The organism is Klebsiella michiganensis (assembly GCF_002925905.1).
GTDB lineage: Bacteria > Pseudomonadota > Gammaproteobacteria > Enterobacterales > Enterobacteriaceae > Klebsiella > Klebsiella michiganensis.
On record NZ_PRDB01000002.1, the window covers coordinates 45,411 to 66,878 of the forward strand.

The 21,468-nt window shown below is 54.3% G+C and carries 23 protein-coding genes; 8 read left to right on the forward strand and 15 right to left on the reverse strand.

Annotated features, from left to right (window positions below; all coding sequences use genetic code 11):
* Positions 1 to 26: 26 nt before the first annotated feature.
* A complete protein-coding gene (locus tag CDA56_RS07325; RefSeq protein ID WP_009653045.1) occupies positions 27 to 944 on the reverse strand; it encodes a LysR substrate-binding domain-containing protein in 918 nt (305 codons plus the stop codon).
* Between the two features lie 487 nt (positions 945 to 1,431).
* Here CDA56_RS07325 and CDA56_RS07330 point away from each other — a divergent pair, with 487 nt between their 5' ends.
* Genes CDA56_RS07330 through CDA56_RS07345 form a run of 4 tightly spaced genes read left to right on the forward strand, consistent with a single transcriptional unit; the run spans position 1,432 to position 5,442 of the window.
* Complete coding sequence (locus CDA56_RS07330; protein ID WP_064358483.1) at positions 1,432 to 2,952, forward strand: amino acid ABC transporter permease/ATP-binding protein; 1,521 nt, start codon at positions 1,432 to 1,434, stop codon at positions 2,950 to 2,952.
* Positions 2,953 to 2,979: 27 nt separating this feature from the next.
* Positions 2,980 to 3,852, forward strand: a complete 873-nt coding sequence (locus CDA56_RS07335) for a phytanoyl-CoA dioxygenase family protein (RefSeq protein WP_102803574.1) — start codon at positions 2,980 to 2,982, stop codon at positions 3,850 to 3,852.
* 23 nt (positions 3,853 to 3,875) lie between these two features.
* Positions 3,876 to 4,706 carry an ABC transporter substrate-binding protein gene (locus tag CDA56_RS07340; protein ID WP_004850396.1) on the forward strand — a complete coding sequence of 277 codons (831 nt, stop codon included), beginning with the start codon at positions 3,876 to 3,878 and terminating at the stop codon, positions 4,704 to 4,706.
* 4 nt (positions 4,707 to 4,710) lie between these two features.
* Positions 4,711 to 5,442: a class II aldolase and adducin N-terminal domain-containing protein gene (locus tag CDA56_RS07345; RefSeq protein WP_025107959.1), complete on the forward strand. Its 732-nt coding sequence runs from the start codon at positions 4,711 to 4,713 to the stop codon at positions 5,440 to 5,442.
* Between the two features lie 156 nt (positions 5,443 to 5,598).
* On the opposite strand, the gene CDA56_RS07350 is transcribed toward CDA56_RS07345, so the two are convergent.
* Positions 5,599 to 7,098: an aldehyde dehydrogenase family protein gene (locus CDA56_RS07350; RefSeq protein WP_064375763.1), complete on the reverse strand. Its 1,500-nt coding sequence runs from the start codon at positions 7,096 to 7,098 to the stop codon at positions 5,599 to 5,601.
* Between the two features lie 235 nt (positions 7,099 to 7,333).
* Here CDA56_RS07350 and feaR point away from each other — a divergent pair, with 235 nt between their 5' ends.
* The gene (gene feaR / locus CDA56_RS07355; protein WP_025107961.1) at positions 7,334 to 8,242 is read left to right on the forward strand and encodes a transcriptional regulator FeaR; all 909 of its coding nucleotides are present in this window, start codon (positions 7,334 to 7,336) and stop codon (positions 8,240 to 8,242) included.
* Here the strand turns inward: feaR and CDA56_RS07360 are convergent, their stop codons facing one another.
* From CDA56_RS07360 to CDA56_RS07370, 3 genes are read right to left on the reverse strand one after another with little or no spacing between them, the layout of a single operon-like run.
* Positions 8,243 to 8,566, reverse strand: a complete 324-nt coding sequence (locus CDA56_RS07360) for a YdbL family probable chaperone protein (protein ID WP_014838317.1) — start codon at positions 8,564 to 8,566, stop codon at positions 8,243 to 8,245.
* A 7-nt stretch (positions 8,567 to 8,573) separates the two neighbouring features.
* Positions 8,574 to 8,759 (reverse strand): YnbE family lipoprotein, encoded by a 186-nt coding sequence (locus CDA56_RS07365; RefSeq protein WP_004121063.1) that lies wholly within the window; start codon positions 8,757 to 8,759, stop codon positions 8,574 to 8,576.
* Positions 8,759 to 11,398: a YdbH family protein gene (locus CDA56_RS07370; RefSeq protein ID WP_102803577.1), complete on the reverse strand. Its 2,640-nt coding sequence runs from the start codon at positions 11,396 to 11,398 to the stop codon at positions 8,759 to 8,761. Before CDA56_RS07370 ends, CDA56_RS07365 begins: the two co-directional genes overlap by 1 nt.
* 195 nt (positions 11,399 to 11,593) lie before the next feature.
* Between CDA56_RS07370 and CDA56_RS07375 the strand changes: the two genes are divergently transcribed.
* The 3 genes from CDA56_RS07375 to hslJ all read left to right on the forward strand — a co-directional run bounded on the left by CDA56_RS07375 (position 11,594) and on the right by hslJ (position 13,796).
* A complete protein-coding gene (locus CDA56_RS07375; protein ID WP_004850371.1) occupies positions 11,594 to 12,091 on the forward strand; it encodes a DedA family protein in 498 nt (165 codons plus the stop codon).
* Between the two features lie 149 nt (positions 12,092 to 12,240).
* The gene (locus CDA56_RS07380; protein ID WP_102803578.1) at positions 12,241 to 13,230 is read left to right on the forward strand and encodes a 2-hydroxyacid dehydrogenase; all 990 of its coding nucleotides are present in this window, start codon (positions 12,241 to 12,243) and stop codon (positions 13,228 to 13,230) included.
* 125 nt (positions 13,231 to 13,355) lie between these two features.
* A complete protein-coding gene (hslJ, locus tag CDA56_RS07385) occupies positions 13,356 to 13,796 on the forward strand; it encodes a heat shock protein HslJ (protein WP_102803579.1) in 441 nt (146 codons plus the stop codon).
* Here hslJ and CDA56_RS07390 read toward each other — a convergent pair.
* The 10 genes from CDA56_RS07390 to CDA56_RS07430 all read right to left on the reverse strand — a co-directional run bounded on the left by CDA56_RS07390 (position 13,793) and on the right by CDA56_RS07430 (position 21,063).
* Positions 13,793 to 14,065, reverse strand: a complete 273-nt coding sequence (locus tag CDA56_RS07390) for a putative hemolysin (protein ID WP_004101621.1) — start codon at positions 14,063 to 14,065, stop codon at positions 13,793 to 13,795. The genes hslJ and CDA56_RS07390 overlap by 4 nt on opposite strands.
* A gap of 412 nt (positions 14,066 to 14,477) precedes the next feature.
* Positions 14,478 to 14,750, reverse strand: coding sequence for a hypothetical protein (locus CDA56_RS07395; protein ID WP_032720805.1), 273 nt, complete (start codon positions 14,748 to 14,750; stop codon positions 14,478 to 14,480).
* Positions 14,747 to 16,744 carry an S-type pyocin domain-containing protein gene (locus CDA56_RS31145; RefSeq protein WP_224260716.1) on the reverse strand — a complete coding sequence of 666 codons (1,998 nt, stop codon included), beginning with the start codon at positions 16,742 to 16,744 and terminating at the stop codon, positions 14,747 to 14,749. The genes CDA56_RS07395 and CDA56_RS31145 overlap by 4 nt, the downstream gene beginning before the upstream one ends.
* On the reverse strand, positions 16,734 to 16,868 hold the full coding sequence (locus CDA56_RS31495) for a hypothetical protein (RefSeq protein ID WP_256681588.1): 135 nt from the start codon (positions 16,866 to 16,868) through the stop codon (positions 16,734 to 16,736). Before CDA56_RS31495 ends, CDA56_RS31145 begins: the two co-directional genes overlap by 11 nt.
* A 3-nt stretch (positions 16,869 to 16,871) precedes the next feature.
* Positions 16,872 to 18,026 (reverse strand): tail fiber domain-containing protein, encoded by a 1,155-nt coding sequence (locus CDA56_RS07405; RefSeq protein ID WP_032720806.1) that lies wholly within the window; start codon positions 18,024 to 18,026, stop codon positions 16,872 to 16,874.
* A 229-nt stretch (positions 18,027 to 18,255) separates the two neighbouring features.
* On the reverse strand, positions 18,256 to 18,798 hold the full coding sequence (locus CDA56_RS07410) for a glycoside hydrolase family 108 protein (RefSeq protein ID WP_102803580.1): 543 nt from the start codon (positions 18,796 to 18,798) through the stop codon (positions 18,256 to 18,258).
* 7 nt (positions 18,799 to 18,805) lie between these two features.
* Positions 18,806 to 19,078 carry a phage holin family protein gene (locus CDA56_RS07415; protein ID WP_102803581.1) on the reverse strand — a complete coding sequence of 91 codons (273 nt, stop codon included), beginning with the start codon at positions 19,076 to 19,078 and terminating at the stop codon, positions 18,806 to 18,808.
* Positions 19,068 to 19,460 (reverse strand): phage holin family protein, encoded by a 393-nt coding sequence (locus CDA56_RS07420; protein WP_025107970.1) that lies wholly within the window; start codon positions 19,458 to 19,460, stop codon positions 19,068 to 19,070. The genes CDA56_RS07415 and CDA56_RS07420 overlap by 11 nt, the downstream gene beginning before the upstream one ends.
* Positions 19,461 to 19,536: 76 nt before the next feature.
* Complete coding sequence (locus CDA56_RS07425; protein WP_014229124.1) at positions 19,537 to 19,899, reverse strand: transcriptional antitermination N peptide; 363 nt, start codon at positions 19,897 to 19,899, stop codon at positions 19,537 to 19,539.
* A gap of 462 nt (positions 19,900 to 20,361) precedes the next feature.
* Positions 20,362 to 21,063, reverse strand: coding sequence for a S24 family peptidase (locus CDA56_RS07430; RefSeq protein ID WP_046877232.1), 702 nt, complete (start codon positions 21,061 to 21,063; stop codon positions 20,362 to 20,364).
* Between the last annotated feature and the right edge of the window lie 405 nt (positions 21,064 to 21,468).

Sequence of the window (21,468 nt, forward strand, 5' to 3'; positions counted from 1 at the left end):
TAACGCTTGCGGCCGCGTTAATTACATTACGCGTGCTGATGCGGCGTTAATTCTATACTGCGGCAATAATCCATAAACAGCTGCGTCGGGCGCGTGGGTTCATTATTGGCAAGATGCGCCATAATTAATGTCGATGCAGGCATTTCGTCGGCAATATCCAGCTGCACCAGCTTTTCGCCGTCATAGGTCATATCGCACAGCGGACGGGTAACCAGTACCGAAAAGCCTAATCCCTGTCCGACCATACAGCGCACCATTTCAATAGAGGGTGAACTATAGGCCACTTCCGGGTGATAACCTTTCTCTTTAAATATCGAGACAAAATAGTTTTTGCTGGGGACCGCATCGAGCAAAATCATCGGTTCCCGGCTTAATTCCTGCAGCGTGACGCATTTTTTCTGCGCCAGCGGATGAGAAGCGGGCAGCAAAGCATAGGGTTTATGCGGGGCATTGAGCAGCTCTTTATGAATGGAATGCCCTAATTCAAGGTCATAAACCAGCGCCAGATCGAAACGCCCGCGATGCAGGCCGTGCATCAGCTCATGTTGTTCACCGTCGTAGAGCTGGAGAGTGATCTCGGGATACATTTTTTTAAATCCCGCCACCAGTTTTGGCATATACAGCGGCGCCACGGATTCAAAGCAACCGACGGAAATGGTCCCGGATACCAGCTCTTTATCCGCCCGCGAGTTCTGCTCAAACTCATACGATAGCCGCAGCAGCTCTTTGGCTTTATCGTAGAAGCGCCGCCCGCTTGAGGTCAGGGATACGCCCTGCGCATGGTGGCGAATAAACAGCTGCTGGTCGAAGGTACTTTCGAGATTTTTAATCGCAATAGAGATCGACGGCTGGGCAATATGCAGCTGACGGGAAGCCTCAGCGATACTCTCCGTTTCCACCACCGTCACGAAATATTTAAGTTGTTTGAGGGTAAATCGGTTCATCGCTTCACCATTGATAAAATATTGTCTTATTACGAACGGGCTTAGTTTTACGATAAGCAGCCTGCAAGCATCGTGCCATGCCGTTTGCGCTGTACATCGTCGGCAAATAACCGCCGTTTCTATTTAATGACCCGCCCTCTTTATTTGCCTGATTTCGCGTTTTGCACCATAAAGCATCGCCCTGCACCTTATTTGCCCGCGGCGCGCCCCAATATTGCACAAATTATCGCTTTGCAAAAAATTAGGTTTAAAAATAACGGCAATTGTTTTTAAGTTGTTTCAATGCTGTTTCTCATTAATTGCGTTAAATTCCTTGAGGTTAATATAGCTGTATAGTTTTTTTAAACTTAAAGGCCAAAAATTTACTAATTGCCACCGGTCGAACAGTGCCAGCATAGTGTCAGGGCAAGATGAACGCCGGCGGCTCCCCATTTTAGAACAGGGGAATCGCCTTAATTTCCGTTAATTATGGCGAGTGAAATAGCCCATGACGTTTAACTGGAACTATATGTTAAGCCTGCTCAGCGATATCGATTTCTGGCAGGCCACCTGGACCGTCATCAAATTAAGTTTGCTGACCTGGGCTTTCAGTATTGTGCTGGGGTTTATTCTGGCGCTGGCCAAACAGTCGCCGCGCAAGCTGTTTAACGCGCCTGCCCGCCTCTATATCTGGCTGTTTCGCAGCATGCCGCTGCTGGTGCTGCTGATTTTTGTCTACAACATGCCGCAGGCGCTACCCTCCTTCGCCCCGGTGCTGAACGACCCGTTCTGGGCCGGACTGCTGGCGATGGTGCTGAGCGAAGCCGCCTATATTGCTGAAATTCATCGCGGCGGACTGCTGTCGATTCCGAAAGGACAGAGCGAAGCCGCCCGCGCGCTCGGGCTGCGCTATGCTGGCACCCAGTGGCGTGTGGTGATCCCGCAGGCGCTGCGCGTCGCCCTGCCGGCGCTGGCTAATGAGTATATCGCCATCGTCAAGCTCAGCTCGCTGGTGTCGGTTATCTCCCTGACCGAGATCTTAATGGTCGGCCAGCGCCTCTATTCGCAGAATTTCCTCGTCATGGAGACCATGGCGGCGGTGGCGTTTTACTACATCCTGATCGTCACGGTGTTTGATTTCCTGCTTAAGCGCCTCGAGACCTGGCTCGACGTCACCCAGCGTAAGACCACGCGACTGGTGGATGAAGAAATGCAGCAGCTGGCCACCGCGCGGCGTCCGGCAATGGCCCGCAGCGTTAGCGTCGCGCAGGAACCGGCGCTGCAGGCGTCAAAGCTGCATAAAGCCTATAACAATGTCGAAGTGCTGGGCGCCGTCAGCCTGCAAATTCAGCCCGGCGAAGTGGTCTCCGTCATCGGCCCGTCCGGCTCCGGTAAAACCACGCTGATCCGCCTGCTGAACGGCCTTGAGCAGATTGATAACGGCGAGATCAAAATCAACGGCCAGCCTTTTATTCACCTTGACCGCCAGGGGCAGCAGAAGCCGCGTTTTATGGAGAACAGCGAGCATCGCCAGAATATCGGCATGGTTTTCCAGAGCTTCAACCTGTTCCCCCACCTGACCGTACTCGGCAACCTGCTGCTGGCGCCGCGCTATCACCATCTGGCCAGCGAAGGCGAGCTGAAGCAGCACGCCTGCGAACTGCTGCATAAAGTCGGCATGCTGGAACACGCGTGGAAATATCCGCATCAGCTTTCCGGCGGCCAGCAGCAGCGGGTAGCGATTGCCCGCGCCCTGATGATGCGCCCACAAATTATGCTGTTCGATGAGCCCACCTCGGCGCTGGATCCGGAAAAAGTTAACGAGGTTCTGCAGGTTATCGAATCGCTGGCCCATGAAGGCATCACCATGGTGATCGTCACCCATGAAATGAACTTCGCCTTTAAGGTTTCCGATCGAATTGTGTTTATGGAAAAAGGACGCGTGGTCTGCGACGACACGCCTCAGGCAATGCGCGACGGCCAGCATCCGCGCGTGGACGCCTTCCTGAAAGATGTCTCTTTGGCTTAACGCCTCCGTTCCCGAAAGGAGAAAAATATGATCGCGCAGTGGCAAATCGAACAGTTTCATCAGCAGGGTTTTCTGGTTGTCGAAGAGGTGCTTTCCGCCGAGGATGTCGCGCAGCTGCAGGCCGATTTCGACGCCTGGGTCGAAGAGAGCCGACAGCATAGCGAGGTGTGGGGCGAAACCCTGGACGGTCGGCCGCGTTTCGACCTCGAAAGCGACCACGCGCCCCATCATCCGTCGCTGCGCCGTGTGAGTTCCCCCACGGAGATTTCCGCCGCCTACCGCCACGCCGCGCTTGATTCGAGAATGGCGGCGATTGCCGGCCAGCTGATCGGCGGCAGCGGGACCCGCTTCCATCACAGCAAAATCAACTCCAAGCTGCCGCACACCGCCACGCAGGTGAAATGGCACCAGGATTTTCTGTTTACCCCCCACAGCAATGACGACATCATCACCGCCCTGCTGATGGTCAGCGAAGTGACGCCGGAGAACGGCCCGCTCAACGTGGTGCCAGGAAGCCATCGGGGACCGCTGTGGTCCCACTGGCAAAACGATCGTTTTACCGGCGCCGTGGATCGGGAGGTTGAAGCGACCCACTGCCAGCAGCCGCAGGCCTGTTTTGGCCCGGCGGGATCGGTGTGCTTTATGCATACTCGTCTGCTCCACGCCTCCAGCCCCAATGAAACCGACCTGCCGCGGACGCTGTTTATCAGCGTCTACGCGGCGGAAGATGCCCTGCCGTACGGCGAAAATCCGCTGCCCAGCGCGCACGCCGGGCAGATGGTTGCCGGGGAAGAGAGCGGCCTGGTGCGCAGTACCGTGAATCATTTACGCCTGCCGCAAAAACCGCGCGGCGCATCCTTTTTCGTCCAGCAGGCCGGTACCGATCGCGCCAGCATGTAATTTGCCCACTCTCTGGAGGTTGTATGAAACGTTTTAAAGCTTTCCGCCCTGCTGCCCTGCTCCTTTGCACCGCTGGCGCCCTGTCGTCCTTTAGCGCCCAGGCCTTCCAGCAGCCGGGGAAAATCACCGCCGGTTCGGATATGACCTTTTTCCCGTATGAATATATGGAAAACAACAAGCCCGCCGGGTTCGATATCGAGTTTCTTGCCGGGCTGGCGAAAACCATGGGCCGCGAGGCGGTGAATATTGATACCCGGTTTCCGAATTTGATTCCGGGCTTGCAGGGCGGACGCTTCGATATCACCAACTCGTCAATGTACATCACCGCCGAGCGTCTGAAGGTTATCGATATGGTGCCCTATCTGAAAAGCGGCGAAGCGATCCTCGCGCTGAAAGGCAGCGACTATCAGCCGAAAACGCCGGAAGCGTTTTGCGGCCACAAAATTGGTTCAATGGGGGCGACGTCATGGCTGGCGCAGCTGCAAAAGCTCTCCGCCGACTACTGCGTGAAAAAGGGCCTGAAGCCGATAGCGCTCAGTGAATACACCACAGACCCGCAAACCACCCAGGCGCTGCTCTCGCGGGCGGTTGAGGCGCAAATCACCGATGCGGCGGTGGCGCGCGGCGTGATTGATAAGCTTGGCGATCGGGTGACCATCTCTTCCGAAACCTTAATTTATCCGGTGCTCAATGGCTTTGGGGTGAAAAAAGGCAATAGCGAAGTGAAAACCGCCCTGGAGGAAGGGCTGAAGAAATACAGCGCGACGCCGGAATACGCCGCGCTGCTGAAGAAATATAACTTCCAGGCCCCGACGCCAGAGGATCTGCAGACCCTGATGCCGAAAGCGGAGTAATCATATGGCCCGCTCTTATGAAGAACAGACGCGTATCGACCTGGCGGCGACCTTTCGCATCATCGCCCATCTCGGGATGCACGAAGCGGTGGCCAACCACTTTAGCGCGGCCATCTCGGCGGACGGCAAAAAATTCCTGCTGAATCCGAAGTGGAAACACTTTTCGCGCATCCGCGCCAGCGACCTGCTGCTGCTGGACGCCGATGATGAAGCCTGCGCCCGGCGAGCGGACGTGGACGCCACGGCGTGGGCGATTCACGGGCAGATCCACCAGCGCCTGCCGGAGGTGCGGGTGGTACTGCACCTGCATCCGGTGTATACCACCAGCGTTGCTTGCCTCGAGACGCCGCATATCCCGCCGATCGATCAGAACACGGCGCGCTATTTCAATCGGGTAGCCGTCGATAGGTTGTACGGCGGCATGGCGGACACCACGGCGGAAGGCGCGCGTCTGGCGTCGCTGCTGGCCGACAAGCGCCGGCTGCTGATGGGCAACCACGGCGTACTGGTGACCGCACCGTCGATTGGCGAGGCTTTCGATGATATCTGGACTCTGGAGCGCGCCTGCCAGATTCTGGTGACCGCCTGGTCAACGGGGCAGCCGCTGAAAGTGCTCTCCGCTGCGGTGGCGGAGAAAACCGCGCAGGACTGGGAGGGGATCGCCGACTTTTCACGCCAGCATTTTGCAGAGATGAAGCAGATGATGATCGACGCCGACCCGTCCTTGCTGGAGTGACGGTTTACTCCCGGAGAAAGGCGCCACCGGGCATACGGAGATAAGCCGGATTTGAGGTATCGAGGCGCGGATTTTGCCGCAGGACTGGCGACAGAATCCGCAAGTTACGCGCTTGTAGCCCCGGTAAGGCGCCAGCCGCCACCGGGGAAAAGGCGGCTAGTAGCGCACGCAAACCGACTTTGTTTCGCACCAGTCGTCCAGCCAGTCGGGGCCGAAATCGCGGCCGGTACCGGACTGCTTCATGCCGCCGAACGGCAGGTTGGCGTCGATCAGCGTATGGCTGTTGACCCACACCGTCCCCGCCTGCAGGCGATCGGTATAGCTCAGCGCCTGGCTCAGGTCGCGGGTCCAGACGCTGGCGGTCAGGCCAAAATCGCTGTCGTTGGCCAGGCGCAGCGCCTCTTCCCCGTCGGCCACGCGTACCAGGTTCACCACCGGACCGAAAACCTCTTCCCGGCTAAGGCGCAGCCCGGCGTCGGGATTAATCACCAGCGTTGGCGCAATATAGTAGCCCTGCGCATTCGGCCCCACGTTACCGCTAATCAGCTCTGCCTTCTGCTGACGGGCTTCATCAAGATAGGCCGCCACTTTTGCGCAGTGCGCCTGCGACACTACCGGGTTAATCTGGCTGCTCTCAAGCATACCGGGCCCGACCTGTAGCGACTTCACCGCCTGCTCAAAGCCGCTCACCAGCGTATCGAACAGCGGCGCTTCGATATAAATTCGCGAACTGGCGGCGCACACCTGCCCCTGATTCAGAAAGCTACCGGTCATTAATCCCTCAATAACCCACTGCGGATCGGCATCTTTCAGCACGATGGCCGGGTTCTTGCCGCCCAGCTCCAGCGTGACCCGGGTAAGGCGGTCAGCGGCCACGCGGGCAATCTGTTTACCGGTAGCGGTCGATCCGGTAAAGCTCACCTTGGCGACCTGAGGATGCGAGGTCAGCGCCGCGCCGCACCCGGCGCCGCTGCCGGTCACCACGTTAAAAACGCCGCCCGGCACGCCGGCCTCGGTTGCCAGTTCCGCTACCCGCAGCAGGGTCAGCGGCGTGGTTTCCGACGGCTTAATGACGATCGAGCAGCCAGCCGCCAGCGCGGGCATCACTTTCCACATGCCGATCATCAACGGGAAATTCCACGGCACGATCCCGGCCACCACGCCCACCGGCTCTTTTTTGGTCCACGCCTGATAGCGTGCGCCCTGCGGGAAGGGGATCGATACGTCGAGGGTGCGGCCGCTGATTTTAGTGGTCAGTCCGGCGGTATAGCGCATCCAGTTCAGCGTGCAGCCCACTTCAAAGGCGCGGGAAATGTTAATCGATTTCCCCTGTTCAAGGGTCTCCAGCTGCGCCAGCTCCTCGCCGTGCTGCTCCACCAGATCGGCGAAGCGCAGCAGGATCCGTTCGCGGTCGGCGGGCGTCCGCCCTGCCCAGCTGCGGGAAACGAAAGCGCGCCAGGCGGACATCACCGCCCGATCGACATCCGCGGCGTTAGCATCCGCGGTGCTGGCGATAGCCTGACCGGTGGCCGGATCCCAGACGGTTAAGCGCTTTTCGCTCTCTGCCGCCTGCTGCGCACCGTCGAGATACAACCCATGCTGTCTGTCTAAAAACTGCTGCACGCTGGCGAGTAGCGCGACCTGTGATGTGGACATACCCCTTCCTTATTGTTCACGGATAGTGGTTTCAGTTTATGCCGGGGTCGCGATTCACGCTTTTTTCTCTGTGACATTCGCTGTTGCCGCTGTGACAGGCGCCGCAATTAAGTTGATGAGGCGGACAGAAAATGTGCAGCAGGTAATAGTTCTTTCATATACTCCGCCGTTGACCCTTGCCTCCGGCATCATAAGTGCAACAATGCAAAAACATTATTATTACAAGGGATGCGCGATGAGTACGGCAAATCGTGGGCAGAACTACCAGCATTGGTTAGCAAAAATCAATCAGGTCTGCGGGCAGTTTGCCGCCCGTCCGCTGGCTGATAATTTCCACGGTGAGATCGACGCCAGCTATGCCGGCGACCTGAAAGTCAGCACGGTGACCGCCTGCGGCATTAATCTTTACCGCACCCGACAAGAGATCCAGCGCGATAACGACGCCTGGTTTTATACCGTCTTCCAGCTCGCGGGCCAGGCAACGATCGAGCAGGATGGCCGCCAGGCGATGCTGGAAAGCGGCGATATCACCCTGATTGACGCGTCTCGTCCCTGTTCAATTATCTGGCAGCAAACCTCGCGTCAGGCCTCCCTGCTGCTGCCAAGATCGCTGCTGGAGCAACAGCTGCGCGGCAGTGAAATCAGCATCGCTACCCGGCTGGCGAAAAGCCTGCCGATGGTCCAGCTCAGCCAGCGCCTGCTGCATGAAAGCATGAACAGCCCTGAACTCTCGGCCAGCGAAAGCAAAGCGGCGCTGGAGGCCATCGTCTGCCTGCTGCGCCCGATGCTGCATCATCAGGAGGCCCAGCCTTCCCGGCGCGATAAGCAGTTTCAGAAAATCATGGCGTTAATCGATGAGTCGATTCAGGCGGAACATCTGCGCCCGGAGTGGCTGGCCAGCGAAACCGGCATGTCGGTGCGCAGCCTCTATCGGCTGTTTGCGGAAAAGGGGCTGGTGGTGGCGCAATATATCAAGAATCGTCGGCTCGATTTGTGCGCCCGCGCGCTGCAAAGCGCCCATGATGACGAAAAGCTGGCGGGGATCGGCTACAGCTGGGGCTTCAGCGATCATAGCCATTTTTCCACCGCCTTTAAGCAGCGCTTCGGCGTCTCGCCGGGGGAGTATCGCAAGCGCTGCCGATAGCTATTTTTTCAGCCATTTGCCGTTAAGGCCCTTCACGTACTCGCCCGGCTGCGCCCTGGCGACCAGCTTCTGACCGGCCATTTTCGCCACCTGATCTACCGGTAGATTATTGTCATCCGCCAGCTGCTGATAGCTGTCGCTGCGGGCGGCGTTGATCTGTTTCACCAGCTCAAGGGTTTCTTTATCCTGACGCAGCGGTTCAAGATAGCCGTTGAGGGTTTCGCCAACCCGCCCCTGCTGGCGAGCCTCATTCAGGGTCAGGGCCTGCGCCTGAGCGCTGAACAGCACCAGCGCCAGCGCGGCGGTTATCAGTCGTATTCTCATCATCGCCTCAGAACAGATCGCTACGAGATTTGAGCAGATTCTCAACGTCTTTATCCAGCTTGATATGAATTTCATGCTCAATTTTGACGTTCATATTGATGGTGATCGGCTCTTTCGATGCCGCGATTTCAATACGCGGCGTACAGCCCGCCAGCAGCGCGGTGGCCAGAAAGGCGGCGAATAGTTTGATCATTATTGTTGTTCCTTACAGGTATGACTGTCCTGACAGCGCGGCGCGGGCAGCCTGGCGTTCTGCTCCAGCCACGCCTGCAGATTGTCGCCGAAACGCAAGCTGCGCCACAGGTCAAAAATATTCTCTTCATGGGAGTAGTTTAAGTGCACCGTATTGCTTTTGCCTTCTACCCGGCTGGTGCCGCTAATCGTCGCCTTCAGCGTCAGTACGCCGAGGTTATCGAGGTTGATCCGCGTCCACGAGGTGGCCACTTCCATATAGCGCAGCCAGTTAATGGCCGCCCCGGCGGAGACGTTGTCGGCCACCAGCGCGTCAGCGGTGTCTTTATCAAGACGCATCGTCATCGGCCCCGGATTGCTGAACCAGCCGTCCTTGATAATCCATTTATCGTTATCCAGCCACAGCGGCAGCGCACCGTTAAACGGGCCGGACACGGCGAACTGCTTCACTTTAATCGCGCTAATTAACTCGCTGCTGGAGATATTTTGCAAACGCAGCAGCGCCGGATCGTGCTGCGGCATCCGCAGCTGCTGCATGGTCAGCTTGCCGCCGAGAATATCGACGCTGACGTTGCTCAACTGTAAAGGTGCGTCTTCACTCCAGGGATATGCGCCCTGGAGATCCGCCGTCAGATTGCGCGCGGTGAACTGGTTGACGACTTCGCCGATGCGCAGCGATACCGGATGGCGGGTGCCAAGCTGCCAGGTGGCGTCGCTAAAGCGGAACGGCAGCACAAAATCGACGCCGTTGATCTGGTTATCCGGCATCCAGGCGCTGCCGTCTTTGAGCACACCGTGACCGCCCGCCTCGAAGCCCTGTTCGGCGGCGGCAGAGAATGCCACCTGCGCGTAGAGCGTTCCCTCACGCAGGTTCATCTTCCACTCCGGCGGCACCAACGGCTGGAAAACGGTCAGCGACTGTTTTGGCCACCACGCCTCGCCGCGCAGACGTTCGCCGTCCCAGCGCCCGGTCACGCGCACTGGGCCAATTTTTTGCGCATGCAGGGAGCCGCTGAACCGGAACCAGGTCGGATCGCGGCCATCAATGTTGAACTTAAGCGTTGACGGCGGCAGTTCGCTGCCGCCGCTGAAGGTGGTTTTCCCGGCATCCAGCGACAGCGCGCCGGTCAGCTTGGGATGCTGCTCATCGCGCAGCCAGTGGATCGGTTTTTCCAGCGTCAGGCGCGGGGTACTCACCAGCATGGATCCATACTGCAACTTATCGAAACCGGTCGACAGGCTGTTGAGCACAATGGCGCTATCAACCCATTCGCCCGCGCCTTTAACATCCCAGCGCGCCTGCATCGGGGTGAAATGGCCATCGCCCCAGTAGCGCCACTGCCAGCGGCCGCGGTCGGGCATAAAGTTGTCGGCCTGGCCATCAAGATGCAGGATAAAATCCCCCATCTCCTGCTCATGGGCCCGTAGAATAGCCTGCAGGCGGCCATCAACGCCCTGTTGCGTCACTTTAACGCCCGCCAGCGGCCAGCGGATTTCATCGATATTCAACGAATCGATGACCCGCCCGCGCGAACGCAGCAGCGCGCCGGGGTGAAAATTGAGCACCGGCGCGGTAAGCGGCCCGCTCAGCTGCGCGGGCAGTCGGGCATAAAAAATCAGATCGCCGAGCTTGGCCTCGCCGGTCAGCTGTAGCGGCATGTCGCTGCTGTCCATGCTCAGCTTACCGGGGCCGATATTCAGCACGGCGTTGCCCTTCCCGGCCTGACCCTGAGTGAGCACGTTAAGACGCCCGCTGACCTGCATCTGCTCGGTGCCCTGCTGCCAGTTGCCCAGCGAAAGCGCAACCCGGCCGCTCAACGCATTGCCCGCGTATTCGGTGTGCCAGCGGCCATCGCTGATGACGATACGATCCGGGGTGATTTCCCACGGCAGGTCAAGCATCGGCTCCACTTCACCGCGCGGCGTGACCAGCAGCTGCCCGCGGTTCTTCTGCCACTCCAGCTCGGCATCGACAAGACCGGGAGTTTGTGGAAATTCAAAGGTGCTGAACAGGTGGCCGTCGACCGGCAAACCGTCCGGCACCAGCGGCATCTGAAACTCGCCCACCAGCTTCACCGGCGCCTGGTCTTCCACCAGACGCGCGGAAAAATCGCTGACCGTCAGCACCTGGCCGCGCAGCCGCGCCTGGAGGGTAACCTCTTTACCGGCATAGCCAATATCCTGCTGCTGCGGCGTTAGCGACATCACCAGCCGCCCCTGCCATTTCTCCCACGGCGACAGGCGCAGATTGTCAATCGTCAGCCAGCTGTAAGGGAGCATTGATTGCCATTCGGCGAGGGTTTTCGGCGCCCCCGGCGCGGCTTCGCTTTCCGGGAGCTTGTTCAGGCAGGCGCTGTTTATATCCAGCTCGCTGATATGTAAACGCCAGCGGCTGGGACGCGAGAGCGAGGCATTGGCGACGCGCGCGATTTCGCAGTCGCCGACCAGGTAGCGCAGATCCGGAATACGCAGCGCGGAGCGCGTCAGTCGCGGGCTTTCATTAAGTGAGATTCGGGTTCCCGCCGGTAGCCAGATACCTGCCAGCGTGGGCACCCAGTGGGTGAGCGTTAATAGCAAAGCCAGCGGTAGCAGCACGAGGGCTAATAATAGCGCGATGGCGGCTTTATATTTACCCTTCATGGGCAGCTAATATCCTGATTCGAAATAAGTAAAAGCCGAGAGGCCGCTATTGTGGCACGTTCGACCTGTGAGTTAAAGTTTCCATCCCGTTTAAGCGTAGTCGCCGCTATGTGATTCACCAGCCGGCTATTTAACCGGGGTTTAGTTTTCGCCTGCGACACTGGTTCACACCTGCGAACGTAAACGGATGGTGCTGTGGACTTAATTATCTCGCTGATGGAATACGCTCAGAGCCGCTATTCATTGGTATTGCTGATGGTTTTCCTGCTGACGTTCACGAAATCTTGCGCCGTTATCTCGCTGCTGATCCCCGGCACCTCCGGACTGCTGCTGTTCGGCACCCTGGCATCGGCCAGCGTCGGCCATTTTTTGTTAATGTGGATGAGCGCCAGCCTCGGCGCCATCGGCGGATTCTGGCTCTCGTGGCTGACGGGCTACCGCTACCGGCACCATCTGCATCGTATCCGCTGGCTTAATGCCGAACGCCTCGCTCGCGGCCAGCTGTTCCTGCGCCGCCACGGCGCGTGGGCGGTCTTTTTTAGCCGCTTTCTCTCTCCGCTGCGCGCCACCGTGCCGCTGGTCACCGGCGCCAGCGGGACCTCTCTCTGGCAGTTTCAGCTCGCTAACGTCAGTTCAGGTTTACTCTGGCCGCTGGTCCTGCTGGCGCCAGGGGCGCTGAGCCTCAACTTTTAATGAAACGTATTGTCTTTTAAAGAGATTTCTTAACTCTACGATATGCTCTAGAATTAATACTATAACCTGCTGATTAAACTAGTTTTTAACATTTGTAAGATTATTTTAATTATGCTACCGTGACGGTATTATCACTGGAGAAAAGTCTTATGAAAATCGCTGTATACAGTACGAAACAGTACGACAAGAAGTATCTGCAGCACGTCAATGATGCATACGGCTTTGAACTGGAATTTTTTGACTTCCTGCTAACCGAAAAAACCGCCAAAACCGCCAACGGCTGTGAAGCGGTGTGCATCTTCGTAAACGATGACGGTAGCCGCCCGGTACTCGAAGAACTGAAAGCCCACGGCGTGAAGTACATCGCGCTGCGCTGCGCGGGGTTCAACAACGTTGATCTCGATGCCGCGAAAGAGCTGGGCCTGCGCGTGGTGCGCGTCCCGGCCTACTCGCCGGAAGCGGTCGCAGAGCACGCGATCGGCATGATGATGTCGCTGAACCGCCGTATTCATCGCGCCTATCAGCGCACCCGCGATGCAAACTTCTCCCTTGAAGGACTAACCGGTTTCACCATGCACGGTAAAACCGCCGGCGTTATCGGCACCGGTAAAATCGGCGTCGCCGCGCTGCGCATTCTGAAAGGCTTCGGTATGCGTCTGCTGGCGTTTGATCCCTACCCAAGCGCCGCCGCGCTGGATATGGGCGTGGAGTATGTCGATCTTGAAACCCTGTACCGGGAGTCTGACGTTATCTCCCTGCACTGCCCGCTTACCGATGAAAACTACCATTTGCTGAACCATGCCGCGTTCGATCGCATGAAAGACGGGGTGATGATCATCAACACCAGCCGCGGCGCGCTCATCGATTCTCAGGCAGCGATCGACGCCCTGAAGCATCAGAAAATTGGCGCGCTGGGGATGGACGTGTATGAGAACGAACGCGATCTGTTCTTTGAAGATAAGTCTAATGACGTGATTCAGGATGATGTGTTCCGCCGTCTCTCTGCCTGCCATAACGTCCTGTTTACCGGTCACCAGGCATTTCTGACCGCGGAAGCGCTGATCAGCATTTCACAAACCACCCTCGACAACCTGCGTCAGGTGGATGCTGGCGAAACCTGTGCTAACGCGCTGGTCTGATATTCCTTTCCCTTTTGTGCTCCTCCTCTGCGGGGGGCACATTCAGATAATCCCCACAGTAATCGCCTGCGATAAAGTTACAATTCCCTTCATTTATTAATACGATAAATATTTATGGAGACTAAATGAACAAGTTTGCTGCGCTGCTGGCGGCGGGAATGTTGCTATCGGGCTGCGTTTATAACAGCAAGGTGTCAACCAGAGCGGAACAGCTTCAGCATCACCGTTTTGTGCTGACCAGCGTTAACGGGCAGCCGCTGAATGCCGCGGATAAGCCGCAGGAGCTGAGCTTCGGCGAAAAAATGCCCATTACGGGCAAGATGTCTGTTTCAGGTAATATGTGCAACCGCTTCAGCGGCACGGGCAAAGTCTCGGACGGCGAGCTGAAGGTTGAAGAGCTGGCGATGACCCGCATGCTCTGCACGGACTCGCAGCTGAACACGCTGGACGCCACGCTGAGCAAAATGCTGCGCGAAGGCGCGCAGGTCGACCTGACGGAAACGCAGCTAACGCTGGCGACCGCCGACCAGACGCTGGTGTATAAGCTCGCCGACCTGATGAATTAATAGTTACCGCAGCTTCCGCCTGCCAGCGCCTGCTCGCTGCAGCGCTTGCCGTTCGGCAATGCGCACATGCCGATAGCGGAGCCATCAAGCTGGCGGGCGACCGATAACGAGCCGCCAACCATGGCGCAGTTTGCCTGGCCGGAGCTGCTCATCGCGGCACGCATTCCCGGCGACACGTGCGCCGCCGTTGCCTGCTGAACAGGTTCATCATTGCTACTACACGCCGACAGTAACAGCGCAGCACATCCCACTAAAAACGCAGCTCGCATCTTCTCTCCCCTCAGATACATCTTAAAATGAACAAGCCTAAGGATAATAGGCAGCTCAGCGCGCCGCGTCGAGAGGCGAAGTACGTATTTATGCGTTGTGTTAACATTTATTAGCAAATTTTTTGGCGTCAGAAGCCTCTCAGCATGAGCACATTAATCTCTGTACGACTGAGACTCATCATAATGAGGCGATAGTTTCCCGACAGTTAAATATGTAGTTCTTTGTTCTGCAAGATTATTTCCTGTGCGTTCAATCTTAGCTTCTTTGACTCACTGGTGAGCATCCAAATCACTTTCATTCCTATCAGCGACAATCGTCAGAGTTGAATGGCTCTACTCGGCAGGGACTCGTCACAGTCAAACATAAAAAAAGCCAGCAGGGGATGTGCTGGCAATTTTTCAAATATGAAAGTTATTGAATACCGTATTTCTTTTCAGTGACGAATTTTGGCTCTTGCCAATTGGGACCTTTTTTGACAAGCATTTTTTCGCCCCATACGACCACGCCTTTTTGACGCATCTGTTCAAAGGTCCTCATAAACTCCCCACTTTCTATTACTGAAAACTTATAACGACTGAAAAAACGATCCATTTGAGGATAACCAAAGCCATTCTCATTCCTTGTTAAGTAGAGAATAATATCCTCGAGCGTCTGCTCTGCTACTATACGTTCAAAATCAATCACTTTAACCCCCTTAACTCTTGTTCTTCTGCTGCTTTCAGCGCTTCTGGTGTATATAAAAGAGTTTCGCTATTACCTAATTTATAGTCCTCCAGAGTGGCTGTATGAGTATTATTCCATACCTCAGCTTCATTCGCTGGGAGAGCGCTATCTTTAACGCCAAGCTGTCTGTAGCGCTCCAGTTCTCTGACCTCATGAGTGTAGTATCTCTTATCGGTATCAGTAGCCTGTAGCTCACCTTTTAGAATTTTTTCTAGCCTGTCAATCATCACTTTATTGGCATCTGATTCAGCAAAACGACCTGTATGTAGTTTCACCTTATCAATGCCTGCACGGTCAATGATTGCCGCCTTCCAGTCCAGATTCTGAACCGGACCGCCTGCCTTTTCGGTGTTGTACGGACGATTACTGTATTTCCCTTTAGCATTGGTCTCGCCATAAGGCCCGTTCAGCATAACATAGATCGGCTCAACGCCCGTCCCCGTTACATCAGGCTGCCAGTAAATGAAATCCTGCAGTGGCGGGAGGTCTGCGGCCGGGAACGTGGTCGTGACGATACTGTCGGCCTGCTTAACCTCCGTGCCAGTATGTACAGGGGTCACCGGTGCCGGCGTACTGTTACCGGTGTGAGGCGGGGCAGCGGGCCCGACCGGCACAGGATTTACCAGAATGGTCCGCGACGGGGCGCCCGCCACGGCTGGTACAGTGATTTTATCAAGCCCTGTGGTCTTGTCACGCACGCCATTCAGTACAGGTACCGTGGCTGACACGCTGCCGAAACCGGTTTTCACCAGCATCACTGACTGTCGTCCGTTATCCTCCGTGGTAATAAATCCGCGTACCGGCAGGTCAACCATATTCATCCCTGGTTCGATATTCACCTTACCGGCCGTAAACAAGCGGGCCTGGGCAGCCATCATATCAATATCACGTCCAGGAACTTTACTATCATTACCGCCTCCTGCGGGTGGTGAGAAAAATATTGTCGATGCCGCAGCTACCATGGGACCAGCGGTACTGGCAGTGGCGATTTCAGCCACCGCGACAGCTCCCCGCCATAGTGCGCCTGCTATCGAACCCGCCCACTCGCTGAGCGCAGTAACAACTCCCTTACCTACACCGGACAACTGTATCCCGGACGGCGCTCTGTTAAGGACCGTTGCTACGGCTGCCGCCAGTTGAGCATTTGCATATTTCACCATTTCCGGTGTGTAAACAGGCGTGTCCTGAATTCCAACTTTGTCAAAAAGGGCCTTACGAGCTTCCTCTGCTTTATGAGCCTCCTCTGCTTTACGGGCCTCGTCTGCAATCTCGTCTTTGATTCTCTTCCATGTTTTAAATGCTTCAGTCAGAGACTTAACTTCTACTTTTTCCTTTCTGGAACCCGTACGGTCGTTTCCTTTTCCTCCACCATTAATTTCGAATATCACAATAACTTCAGTCATGATTTTTTCATTATCAACCCAGAATCCTGTGGGGATCTCCCCCTGCATGACAGAGGCGTAAGCTTCAAGTGACGTCTTGTTTTCAGCCAGATTTTCTGCACTGCCATTATTGCCGCTCGGCCTGCTATCGAAATCCCCGATTTTATGTCCGGTGTCAAAACTGCCAAAGGAATGAGGGCCATCAGTGCCAGTGATGGTGATAATTCCGCGCAGACCAAGTGCGAAAGTTTGATCAACTGTTAAACCATCGATTCCGATAGTCAGCATACCGCTTTGCGAAAGCTCACTGGTAAAAAGGTGCGCGTTCGGATTAATTGCTTTTGCCCCTTTAATTAAATCCGCCAGTCTCTGGCGTACTTTTGGGTCGCTTTTTACGGCAGCAATCTGTTTATCTGCAGCGGATAATGGGGCCGTATTCGGGTCATGATTACCGGAATTGCCGTTATTGCTGCCCCCCGGAGTCGAATTGTCACTCTGTTCATTAAGATTATCGCTACTACCACCTTTATATTCCCCGGCAATAGGCCCCGGACCATTCAATTCAGTTGTCATAGTGTTCAGCCTTAATCGGTTTTTTCACCGAGGAGGTAACCCGAAGGCCCGTCCCGTTTTCTTCAGCAGACAGACGGAAACTCTTTGTCACCGGCGGCGCATCATTATTATCATATTCATCCATGAATCAGCCCTCCCGGCCTACACGTTCTTCAAGCGCTGCCAGACGTCGTTCAAATGACTGTCTGGCTTCCTGCTCCTGAATCAACGCCTGACGTTCTTCTTTAAGCGCTTCAACAAGCAGGGCCACTACACCATTGATATTTATGCTGAGGGCATCCTTCAGCACACGGCCATCGTTTAAAATCACTTCAGTCCGAGAGACGGTTTGAGGTAGAACAGCCTCCACTTCTTGTGCGATAACGCCAGCTTCGCTAACTCCCTGCTTCAGGTAGGTGTAACCACTGATGCGATTCAGTTTTTCAAATGCATTATCGATTTTTTCAACCTGGGTTTTCATGCGTGCGTCAGAACTGCTGTGCCAGGCGCCATTAGTATAGGCATGACCATCATTACGGAACTCATACCAGCCCTGCGCGCCACCGTTGGCCACATGTAGGCCGAAGAAATGATGCTGGCCAATACGTTCAGAGTGATAGAGGTCTGCGGATAAATCTCCTGCCCCCTGAATGCATAAACCGTTCGTTATTCTGGCTGCGTTGTTATCTGCCTGGCGATAACCTTTCGCGACAAACCATCCGTCTGGATTGCGTTTAACATACTGACCTGCATCAAGTTCATTGTTAGGACGGACACGAAGCTCATTCCACTTTCCATGCCAGTCACGGTATGAAAGTAAGCCGTAATCATCATGACCGGCGTTAACCCGAGCCCCCATAAGCATTCTTGTAACGACGCTACCAGTCTTGAAATCGGTATACATAGGGGCAGAGTCATAGGTTTGACCGTTAATAAGCGCATCTGGCCCGGTCAATGTGGTAAAAACTCCCGCATTGTGAGAAACCATGGCCCCGCCTGAAATATCCACACCATTACGAAGAGCAACGCGGCCAGTTTTGAGGTTAAAGGATAATGGGCGAAGGGTATTCCATTGCCCGTCTTGCGCCTGCCCCTCAGAGGTTACCAGGGCGTGAAAATCATTCCCGTCATTGCGCAGTATGACTCCCGTTTTGCTACCAGCCAGGCGGAACGCGTTCTGAGATTTAGAAACGACTTCACCATCTGTCACCACACGTTTACGCAATGTGGCCAATGATTTCATTTCTGAAATATCGTCGTTAACGCCATTTAAAATTTGCGCATTACTTTTTTGTTCAACCATTTAAATATTCCTTACCGAGGATTTAATTACTTACCGTATAAATATTCGAATATATGCATCCGGCACTTGCATCTGGATTTCCCAATAAATACCTGATTGCAACTCACTTAACTTAATTGCCCTTTACTCTCTCCGCGAGAACATTGAGAGGGTTAAATCATTAGATGTATACATATTCACTTTCTCCAGATTTCAGTTACTGAACGAATTAGATTAATAAAACAGAAAATTACATAGCTATCCGAGCCCTTAACCAACCATATATAAATGATTTATTAGCCTCACTTTTTTCTGCTAACTCCAGATAATACTGCCCCTGGCTACAGTTTAATGCCCGTAGCAGTACAAGCTCCCCTTCACTGCCTCTTCGAATAACATAATGGCTCAAGGCATTTAAGGTCCTGGGGCCAATAACACCATCGGTTATAAGATCCGGATAAAGTACCCCACGATGATTAAAAGCATTTAACCAGCGTTGAAGCCACTTACCCGGCAGAACAGGCCCCATATTGACCCCGGCGTCACACAGTTTTTCAGCGATCGCGGTAGATATTTCAGCAACATGATCGAACCGGGGCGCAATCCAGTAGTCAGCGTTGAGAATATCCAGCGCCTGTTGGCGCGTCAGTTTTTGCATATCGCCATCATAACCATGAGCCCGTGCGGTGACTTGAGTAATCCCCCAGCTTGTCGGACCTCCTTTATCATCAGGATGATTTACATAACCGCCCTCCTTTTCCAGAATGGCATTAAAAATCTCATCTTTATTCATTTATTCCTCATTTATCGATTAAATGCGCAATATTCCCCCTCACCAGGAACACGGCAATAAAGACAAAAAAATTCACGGTAACAACCAACCAGTGGGTCGACGTATACAAGCCGGAGAGATAACGAAACGGTATGCTGGCATAGGTGATTACCAGTAAATAAGCCGTATACGATATCCATGGTCGATACCTTCTGTACCGGGCGCGCCGATAAAACATTAAGGTTAGGGTGATCAAAGCGCAGAGAACGGCATTAAGCAGCGCGGGAAGTTCATTTCCCATTCGGGCGCCCACTATTGTTGCGGGTTAGTATTTTGTAGAGGTCGGTTAGTTCTTGATTATTCAGGAACGTAAGTATCTTAATAATCAGCGCGGATATCAGCACGGCGCCTAACGCGTCTAAAGGTCGTTCATTGTATCCGGTCCAGATAGCCAGCTTCGTACCAATTAACCCGGAACCCAAAACGCCGACAATAAAAGAAGTCATAAAATAGGCGACGAGTCTAAAGCGCGTGATATTAACCGCCGTCGCAACATAAAATACCGCGCCAGCAAAAGCCCCAAAAACAACGCCATAATCAATACCTGTCACCAGGCCAAACATACCAGCGCCCATTAATCCACCAGCAACAATTATCGACGTACCGGAAACAGGATCGGACATATACCCTCCCTTCTTTCACTATGAGTTATGATGGTAAATAACGAAGCGCAGGGTCATTTTTCCTGGCACTAAGGCGTTACCTCGCCGTTACTTTCTTTCTTTTTTGCAAACCAAGCGCATAAATTGCCCTCTGGAAGAGCCAGGTTCCTGGCTGCGCATACTGGTGTGCAAATTCTTGCTGATAAATGATGGTCGCTCGCTCAATTTGCCGTTTATATTCCTCGCGCTGCCAAAAAATATCCTGTGCCACAAATTTAATCGGCAATGCGTCCTCAATACGTTCAGGCGTATGGTGCTTCCCTTTTGCCTGAATCTGAGCGCGGGACGGAGTGGGCCGATGGATAAGATCTGAACTGAGCGTTTGCGGATTTTGTAAGTGGGAGCGCTGCGCGCGACGTCGGCCCGCAGCGGAGCCATTAAACGCGGTTTTACGGGACATTGCGGTCTCCTTTAATGGGCTTTGGCGGAATGCCTTCGGCAATCGGATCCTTGCCAATAGCTTCACCCCAAAGCGCACTGCGCCATGGCGCTGGCTTTTCAGCCACGTAGATTCAGTTATGAATCGTTGTATTTCATCATCCGGATAGTGCTGCCTATCAAGCTGATGACAGAAGAAAACCTCAGGGTTATTTAAAAATAAATACCCATAGGTATACTTTATGACAAAAACACATTAACCAATTGAAAATATTGAAAATATTTTTGAAAAAAAGTGGTATGCCGCGTAAAAACAGCTGAAAAGGTCCGAGGCGGGTAGTGTTGAACAGCGGGTCACAGGATTGAGGGGTGCGAAGCCGCAGGTATGCCCGGCGTACAGGTGGCATACCCGGGTAATGCTTATGGCTGAGCTCAGGGTTTATGACAGAAACAGGATGGCGAAGCTGCGCGGCAATGAACGCCTTTAAACAAAGCGTTTAACGCTGTGGCTATAAATCACGCGACCAATGATCTTCAGATACTGTTCATGGCTTTCGCCAATCGTCCAGTCCGCATATTTGCTGTTATCCGAGTGAACGAGCAGCCCATCCGCCGTGAACTGAAGACGTTTCACCAGCACCGCGCCTTTAAAAGAAAAGACATAAATGCCGTCACCTTCAAAGTAGTCTTTCGAGACATCGACAAAAATGTAGTCACCGGTCTCAATGGTGCCGGACATGCTATCGCCGGAGACCGTGATCACCTTGATATGCTCTGCGGGCCGGTTACCAAAAAGCCGCAGCGCGCCGGCAGAGTCATAGGTGATGCTATTCACCGTTTCATCAACCTCACTGGAGACAATGCAGCCCGGCCCTGCGCTGGCCTGGGCATCCAGAACCTCAATGACATATGGCATCTGCGGCGAATCCTCTACCGGTTCTCGCTCGATATCAATATTACCGGTGATACCGTCCATCCATCCACGGGGCAGATTGAACGAAGATTCAATAAGTTCGACCATCTCGTCAGCTATCCTTTTCTTTTGCTTTTTGCCTTCGGGGTAGAGCATCCTTGAGACGTAAGAAGGCTCCCGTCCAAGGGTTCGGGCCACATCAACAGCCTTACCGCCGCATAAATTATCACGGATATAGAGCAAGCGCTGTCGTCTGATTTCGTATTTATCCATCGCAATGATTCTAACGCCATTTACCATCAGGTATCTAAAATATAGCAAAACTCGAATAAATTACCTACAGGTAATTAAGACAGTGTTGTCGGTCAGGAGGCTTTGACTGGCGAAATTCGCCACACTGCTACTTATGGAAAAATGACGCCACTGATTTTGGTGTAGGGTGTCGTTCATACGTAGGCACCTATGTAATACCTTGAATTAATTTATCTGAACTATGGATTTTGTCGCTACTGGAGATCAAAAAATCATGTTCCTCTGGGGTCTATACTTAAACAGTGATTCACAAACCCGGTCCCCCTGCCCGTAGCGATGCAGGTAACGCAACCCCGTTACCAGGCAGGTGAGATACGAACTTTCCGCTACCGGTGGAATCGCGCCGATAGCGGTTTCGCAGAAGAG